Below are 6381 nucleotides of genomic sequence, written 5' to 3' on the forward strand. Positions count from 1 at the left end.
CGTCCCACCCTCAAAGACAAACTGGAGCATCCGAATGAGCATCCCGGCCGACCTCAAATACACCGAATCGCACGAATGGGTGCGCACCGAATCAGACGGCACCTTCACCGTCGGCATCACGGATCACGCGCAGGAAGCGCTCGGCGACGTGGTGTTCGTCGAATTGCCGCCGATCGGCAAGACCGTTGCTGCGGGCGACGCGATTGCGGTGATCGAATCGGTTAAAGCCGCGTCCGATATCTACGCGCCTGTTTCGGGCGAAATCGTCGGCGCGAACGATGCGTTGACCGGCTCGCCCGATCAGATCAACGGCACGCCGTACGAAAGCTGGCTCTTCAAGATCAAGCCCGCCGCCGACGCCAACACGGACCGATTGATCGACGCCGGCGCCTACGGCACGTCGATCGGCGAGTAACACTTTTCAACGACCGTGCGGCGTGCCTAGCGACACCACAAACACGCCGCACCTGCAGGAATTCTCATGAAGCTCGAACACCCGGATCGTCTGATGAACCGCTCATCCTTGTCCCTCGCCGCGCTCGAATGCCACGATGCGTTCGCCCAGCGGCACATTGGCCCGGATGCGGCCGACCAGCACGCCATGCTCGACGCGCTCGGTTTCGCGTCGCGCGCGGCGTTCATCGACGCGGTGATTCCCGAAGCTATCCGGCGCCACGAAACGCTGCCGCTCGGCGCGTTCACGCAGCCGAAAAGCGAGGCGGAAGCGCTGGCGTCGCTGAGAAAGCTGGCGGATCAGAACCTGGTGTTCCGAAACTATATTGGTCAGGGTTATTACGGCACGCACACGCCGGCCGTGATCCTGCGCAACGTGCTCGAAAATCCGGCGTGGTACACGGCATACACGCCGTATCAGCCGGAAATTTCGCAAGGCCGTCTGGAAGCGCTGCTGAATTTCCAGCAAATGGTGATCGACCTGACGGGTCTCGCCATGTCGAACGCGTCCTTGCTCGATGAAGCCACCGCCGCCGCCGAAGCCATGACGCTTTTGCAGCGCGTGGGCAAGCCGAAGTCGAACCTGTTTTATATCGCCGACGACGTGTTGCCGCAGACCATCGAAGTCGTGCAGACGCGTGCGAAACCGGCTGGCATCGAAGTGAAAGTAGGGCCCGCGGCCGACGCCGCCACGGCCAACGCGTTCGGCGTGTTGCTGCAATATCCAGGCGCGAATGGCGATGTGCGCGATTACCGCGCGTTGGCGGAAGCCGTGCACGCAGCCGGCGGTTTTGTGATCGCGGCGGCCGATCTGCTCGCGCTCACGCTGCTCACGCCGCCGGGCGAATGGGGCGCGGACGTGGCGATCGGCAATACGCAGCGCTTCGGCGTGCCGGTTGGTTTCGGCGGTCCGCACGCGGCGTACATGGCCGTGCGCGATGACTTCAAGCGCCAGATGCCGGGTCGTCTCGTAGGCGTTACCGTCGACGCTCAAGGCAAGCACGCGCTGCGTCTCGCGCTGCAAACACGTGAACAGCATATTCGCCGCGAAAAGGCGACATCGAATGTATGTACCGCGCAGGCGTTGCTCGCGATCATGGCGAGCATGTACGCCGTGTACCACGGGCCGCAAGGTTTGAAGACGATTGCGTTGCGCGTGAATCGCGTGGCGACGATCTTCGCGGCCGGCGTGCAAAAGCTCGGCTACACGCTCGCAAACGAGACGTTCTTCGATACCGTCACCATCGTCAGCGGCGCGAATACCACGGCGCTGCATCAGGCGGCATCTGCGTTGCGCGTGAACTTGCGCCACATCGACGCAACCCGCGTAGGCGTGTCCGTCGACGAAACCACTTCGCGCGACGATCTGCTCAAGCTCTTCGCGCTGTTCGCGGAAGTGGCCGGCAAGACGGAAACGTTCGATATCGACGCGCTGGATTCGGACGCGAAATCGTCGCTGCCGAAAGCATTGGAACGTACGAGCGAATACCTCACGCATCCGGTCTTCAACCGCCATCATTCCGAGCACGAAATGCTGCGCTATTTGCGCAGTCTCGCCGACAAAGACCTCGCGCTCGATCGCACCATGATCCCGCTCGGTTCCTGCACCATGAAGCTGAACGCGACATCGGAAATGCTGCCGGTGACGTGGCCGGAATTCGCGCAGATTCATCCGTTCGCGCCAGCCGAGCAAACCGTCGGTTACCGGACCATGATCGATCAGCTCGAGCAAATGCTGGTCGCGTGCACGGGTTATGCGGCGGTATCGCTGCAACCGAATGCCGGCTCGCAGGGCGAATACGCCGGCTTGCTGATCATCCACGCGTATCACGCGTCGCGCGGCGAAGGGCATCGGAACATTTGCTTGATTCCTTCGTCGGCGCATGGAACCAATCCGGCGTCGGCGCAAATGGCCGGCATGCAAGTCGTGGTCGTTGCCTGCGATGAACAAGGCAACGTCGATATCGCCGACCTGAAAACGAAGGCCGAAAAGCACGCGTCCAATCTCGCCGCGATCATGATCACGTATCCGTCTACGCATGGCGTGTTCGAAGCGAACGTGCGCGAAATCTGTGAGATCGTGCATGCGCACGGCGGCCAGGTTTATGTGGATGGCGCGAACATGAACGCAATGGTCGGCCTCACCGCGCCGGGCCAGTTCGGCGGCGACGTCTCGCATTTGAACCTGCACAAGACATTCTGCATTCCGCACGGCGGCGGCGGACCGGGCGTGGGTCCGGTCGCGGTCGGCGCGCATTTGGCGAAATTCCTGCCGAATCAGCAATCGACCGGTTATCAACGCGATGCTTCGGGCATTGGCGCGGTATCGTCGGCGCCTTATGGATCGGCCGCGATCTTGCCGATCTCGTGGATGTACATTGCCATGATGGGCGCGGAAGGCCTCACGGCCGCGACCGAAAGCGCGATTCTCGCCGCGAACTACGTGGCCAAGCGCCTCGCGCCGCATTATCCGGTGCTGTACAGCGGCGCCGGCGGTCTCGTCGCGCACGAATGCATTCTCGATTTGCGGCCGCTGAAAGAGACGAGCGGCATTTCGGTGGAAGACGTGGCGAAGCGTTTGATCGACTACGGTTTCCACGCGCCGACCATGAGTTTCCCGGTTCCGGGCACGCTGATGGTCGAGCCGACCGAATCCGAGTCGAAGGAAGAGCTGGATCGGTTTATCGATGCAATGATCGCTATTCGCGACGAAATCCGTGCGGTCGAAGAAGGCAAGTCGGATCGCGAAGACAATCCGCTGAAGCACGCGCCGCACACGGCGGCGGTGGTTGTCGCGGACGAATGGACGCACAAGTATTCGCGCGAGACGGCGGCGTATCCGGTCGAATCCTTGGTGACGCGCAAGTATTGGCCGCCGGTTGGCCGCGCGGACAACGCGTATGGCGACCGGAACCTCTTCTGCTCGTGCATTCCGTTGTCGGAGTACGGCGAATAAAGCATCAGATCCGCGATAGTTTCAACCGTGCGGCTTTCCCCAAAGCCGCACGGTTTTGCCGGATTCGCGCAACACCAGCTACCATCTCACCCGAACGAAGCCAATCAGGGAGTTTTGCATGGCGCGACAGGTGCGAATGGTGCGAATGTTAAATAAGACGTGGCGTGTTCCGGCGATGATCGCGGCGCTTGCAGCAACGGCGTTGAACGCGCAAAACGCGTCGGCTGCAATGAATTTTTGCGCCGCGCCCGCGATGCAAAACAGCGAGCGCACGAATGCCGATCCAGGCGTGAAGGCGCTCGTGAAAATGGTTCAGGCGCATTTGAACGAGCAGCCGAAAGCCCGCGCAACGTTACATACGGAAGGCACGTTGCCGCATCAGGGGATTCGTGACGAAAGCGAGGAAGCGGAAAAGGATCTCGCGTTGATGCGCGACGCCGCGCTCGCCTGGCGCGCGACCGGAAACGAAGCGTATTTGCGTCTTGTCGACCGGTTTTTGTTTGCTTGGGCGACAACATATCAGCCGAGTTTCAATCCTATCGATGAAACGAATTTCGAGTCGCTGATTCTTGCCTACGACCTGACCGCGAGCGCGTTGCCCGTGAAGACGCGCAACGCCGCGAATGCGTTCATCACGAAAATGGTGACGGGCTACATAGCGGATATCGATAAACAGAAACGGCCGCTTACCGGCACGTATCGGAACAACTGGCAGAGTCACCGGATCAAGTTGATATCGATGGGCGCATTCACCATCGATGACCGCAAACTGATCAATGCGGCGCAGCGTTTGTACGTGGAACATATTGGCGACAACATCGCGCCGGATGGTTCCACCGTCGATTTCGCCGAGCGCGACGCGCTGCATTACGTGACGTACGACCTGCAGCCTTTGGTCACGGCCGCGCTCGCCGCGCGACGTCACAACCGCAACTGGCTCGCCGAACGCGCGCAATCCGGCGCGACGCTGGCCGGCGCGTTGAACTGGCTCACGCCTTATGCGCTCGGCACGCGCACGCACGAAGAATTCGTGAATTCGAAAGTTCCTTTCGATGCCTCCCGTCGCGAAGCTGGCCTGCCTGGATTTTCGGGGCAATGGGATCCGAAAAACGCTGCGGAACTGTTTCATCTTTCGGCGCGACTGGACGGACGCTACACGCCAATTGCGTTGCGTCTGGCACCTACTCCACCCGCCTGGCTTGCGGTTTGTCTACCGTTGCCGGCGCGATGATTTTCTAGCGGCACTTTGCAGGAGCAGTCATGGCAGTCAGCGTTTTCGACCTTTTCAAAATCGGCATCGGTCCGTCGAGTTCGCATACCGTTGGGCCTATGCGAGCGGCCTTGATGTTCGTGCAAGGGCTCGAACGCGATGGTCTGCTTGACGCCACGGCTTCGGTGAAATGCGAGTTGTACGGTTCGCTGGGCGCAACGGGCAAAGGTCACGGCACGGATCGCGGCGTGATGCTCGGCTTGATGGGCGACGCGCCTGATACCGTCGATGCCAGCACGATCACCCCGCGTCTCGAAACCGTGCGCGCGACCAAAAAGTTGTCGTTGCTCGGCCGCCGCGAGATTCCGTTCGTGCAGAAGGAACACATCACGTTCTTGCGGCAAGCGCTGGCTGAGCATCCGAACGGCATGAAACTCCACGCCTTCGATGCCAATGGCGCATCGTTGCGCGATGCCACGTATTTATCGGTGGGCGGCGGGTTCGTGGTGACGGCGGGGGCATCGAATGCGAAGGTGCTCACTGCCATAGAACAATTGCCGTACGCGTTCCAGTCCGGCGACGAACTGCTCGCGCTTTGCCGCGATACCGGCAAATCCGTCGCGCAGCTGATGTGGGACAACGAGCGCGTCTGGCGCAGCGACGACGAAATCCGATCGGGCTTGCTGCGCATCTGGGACGTGATGCAGTCGTGCGTGAAGCGCGGTTGCGGTATCGATAATCCCGATGCCGACGGTTGTCTTCCCGGTCCGTTTCAGGTCAAGCGGCGCGCGCCGGTTTTGTATCGGGCGTTGATTGGCAAGCCTGAGCAGGCGTTGCGCGATCCGCTTTCCATGATCGACTGGATCAATCTCTACGCCATTGCGGTGAACGAGGAAAACGCCGTGGGCGGGCGCGTGGTGACGGCGCCGACCAACGGCGCCGCCGGAATTATCCCTGCCGTGCTGCATTACTACGACCGGTTCATGCCGGGCGCGAGTCCGCAGGGCGTGATCGACTTTTTGCTGACGGCGGCGGCCATCGGGATCTTGTACAAGATGAATGCGTCGATATCCGGCGCCGAGGTTGGATGTCAGGGCGAAGTTGGCGTGGCCTGTTCGATGGCCGCGGCGGGGTTGGCGGCGGTCATGGGTGGAACGCCGGAGCAGGTTGAGAACGCGGCGGAAATCGGGATGGAGCACAACTTGGGGCTGACATGCGACCCGGTTGGCGGGATGGTGCAGATTCCGTGCATCGAACGGAATGCGATGGGTTCGATGAAAGCCGTCAATGCCGCGCGCATGGCGATGCGCGGGGACGGTAGCCATTATGTTTCGCTCGATTCGGTGATTAAAACGATGATGCAGACCGGCGCCGATATGAAAACGAAGTACAAGGAGACGTCGCGGGGCGGGTTGGCGGTGAATATTGTTGAGTGTTGATTGCTCGGGACAATGGCAGGGTTGTTGCTGCTTAGGCCTTCGCGAGTTCTGTCTCAGCTGACTTCTTCATCACTGTTAGCCACTGTCCGTGGCGGGACTTCATTTCACGAGGTTTGACGCTGGCGCTCGGACGTTGTTTGTAGCGGTCGGGGTTGATGCCGGGTTGCTGCTGCTTAGGCTTTCGCGGGTTCTGTCTTAGCTGACCTCTTTATCACTGTTAGCCACTGTCCGTGGCGGGACTTCATTTCTTTTTCCAACGGCTGTTTAGACCGGAGACATGGTTGACACTTGTACGGGGACATAGCTGACACATTTTCATAGTG

The 6381-nt window shown here is 60.6% G+C and carries 4 protein-coding genes; all 4 read left to right on the forward strand.

All coding sequences use genetic code 11. From position 1 onward, the window contains the following. The first annotated feature begins 34 nt into the window (after positions 1-34). Positions 35-415: a glycine cleavage system protein GcvH gene (gene gcvH / locus ASG35_RS26620; RefSeq protein ID WP_056364595.1), complete on the forward strand. Its 381-nt coding sequence runs from the start codon at positions 35-37 to the stop codon at positions 413-415. A 66-nt stretch (positions 416-481) separates the two neighbouring features. After that, positions 482-3409 (forward strand): aminomethyl-transferring glycine dehydrogenase, encoded by a 2928-nt coding sequence (gcvP, locus tag ASG35_RS26625; protein WP_056364596.1) that lies wholly within the window; start codon positions 482-484, stop codon positions 3407-3409. Positions 3410-3527: 118 nt separating this feature from the next. After that, positions 3528-4640: an alginate lyase family protein gene (locus tag ASG35_RS26630; protein WP_056364597.1), complete on the forward strand. Its 1113-nt coding sequence runs from the start codon at positions 3528-3530 to the stop codon at positions 4638-4640. Between the two features lie 29 nt (positions 4641-4669). Beyond that, positions 4670-6058 carry an L-serine ammonia-lyase gene (locus ASG35_RS26635; RefSeq protein ID WP_056364598.1) on the forward strand — a complete coding sequence of 463 codons (1389 nt, stop codon included), beginning with the start codon at positions 4670-4672 and terminating at the stop codon, positions 6056-6058. Positions 6059-6381: the final 323 nt, after the last annotated feature.

The organism is Burkholderia sp. Leaf177, from assembly GCF_001424345.1.
GTDB lineage: Bacteria > Pseudomonadota > Gammaproteobacteria > Burkholderiales > Burkholderiaceae > Caballeronia.

What these genes read in the sequence shown, in the direction of transcription:
- gcvP (WP_056364596.1), top strand. Translation starts at nt 482, where the DNA reads ATGAAGCTCGAACACCCGGATCGTCTGATGAACCGCTCATCCTTGTCC.
- ASG35_RS26635 (WP_056364598.1), top strand. Translation starts at nt 4,670, where the DNA reads ATGGCAGTCAGCGTTTTCGACCTTTTCAAAATCGGCATCGGTCCGTCG.
- ASG35_RS26630 (WP_056364597.1), top strand. Translation starts at nt 3,528, where the DNA reads ATGGCGCGACAGGTGCGAATGGTGCGAATGTTAAATAAGACGTGGCGT.
- gcvH (WP_056364595.1), top strand. Translation starts at nt 35, where the DNA reads ATGAGCATCCCGGCCGACCTCAAATACACCGAATCGCACGAATGGGTG.